At 67.7% G+C, this 1,506-nt stretch carries 1 protein-coding gene; it reads right to left on the bottom strand.

The features are described 5' to 3' along the window. Positions 1 to 90: 90 nt before the first annotated feature. Positions 91 to 1,506, bottom strand: a 1,416-nt coding sequence (locus AB4Z38_RS25575) for a prealbumin-like fold domain-containing protein (protein ID WP_441432317.1), incomplete at its 5' end; no start/stop codon positions are given.

Raw genomic sequence — 1,506 nt, 5'->3', positions numbered from 1 at the left:
GGCCAAAGAGGCTATTATGCCGCGCCTCACCTTCGATGATTTCATCGTGTTCCTTTCATTGTTTCCCCCATTGATGTGCGCGGAGCTGCGCTACGGAGTCTGGTTTTGCGGGGTCTTGTCCGCTCGCCTGAAGATGAGGGCGAGGGAAGTGATGAGGGCGAGGATCCCGAGAACGGTTCCGCCGACGAGGCCGGCGGCCCCTGGCCCGCCGGCGGCCGGGAGCTTCACGGCCGCCATGTCCAGGACGGTGATGGTCTGGTTGTCTGCTGTCACCGAGGTTCCTGCGGTGGCCGCGTCCAGGGCGATGCTGCCGTTGCCCGCAACAGTGAACTTCACGGGGGTGGCCAGGAGCGAATAGCCGTCCGGGGCTTTGGTTTCGAGCAGCCAGTACGTCCCGGGAAGCAGGTTCCTGACCTCGATGAGCCCGGGTGACCCGGACACGGCACTGTTCACTCCGACCACCGTGGGGCCCATCTGCCCGGCAGCATCGTTGCGGACCTCAAAGCCCGCCCCGGTCAGCGGGACGGTGGAACCCCGGACCGTCCCGGGTCCTGCCTTTTGCACGAACAGGTGGCCCGTGGTGGGGTTCGTGGTCAAACACGCAGGCTCAAGCGGCCCCGTGGCCCCGGTGACGCATCGTGCCGGCGGGACGGCCCCGGTCCCGGTTGCCCCGTTCGTCAGGGCCACGAGCCACGCAGTCGTGTTGACCGTCACCGAGTAGCTCACCACGGCCGTGCCGTTGCCGGGGAGAGTGAACGAGGCGGTGGCCAGCTTGCTTCCGGCGCCCGGGTCCGGGACTGCCAGGGGTGTACCGCCATTGATGGTCAGCTTCGCCGAACCGGCGGTGAACGTGGCGTTGTTCAGGACCTGGCTCAGGTCATCGCTGAGGATGACACCGGTGATCGGGTTGATGGTGGAGTTCGTGGCGGTCACCGTGTAGGTGACCATCCTGCCCGCCGCCGGGTCGCCCGGGTTGATGTACGTTCCCGAGGCCGGGGAGGCCGTCTTGCCCAGCGTCCACGCCCCCACCGGGTTGACGGTGCAGATGGTGCTGCCGGCCGGGCACGTCGTCGGCGGGGTGATGGTGGTCGAGGGTGTCAGGTAATTCCCGAGCGACGCATCACCGAGGTTCCCGGCGCCATTGACCTTCACCCGATACGTGACGACGCTCTTCGCGCCGGCAGCCACGGTGCCCGTGACGGCCAGGGTTTTCGTTGCTGCCCCCGAGTTGTCCGCCACCAGCAAGGCAGTCCCGCTCGTGGAGGTCGTCGTGATGGAGCCGGCCACGAAACCCGAGGCATCCAGAACGTCCCCGAGCCAGTCCGTGTAACCAACGGTGGCCGGGGCGGTGCCGCCGGTGTTGTCGAACGCCAGCGAGTAACTCAGAACCTGCCCGGGCCCGACCATGGTCCCGGCCCCCGGATCCACGCCCTTGGAAGCCACCAGATGGGGCGTGAGGGTCGCGCAGGCGGTGTTGTCCGACGTCGGGCCCTGCTCCTGGCCCGC

This window comes from Arthrobacter sp. 2RAF6, from assembly GCF_052115205.1.
Taxonomy (GTDB): Bacteria; Actinomycetota; Actinomycetes; order Actinomycetales; family Micrococcaceae; genus Arthrobacter.
Note: the sequence above shows the minus strand (reverse complement) of the source record. Positions and strands in the feature narration are given on the sequence as shown.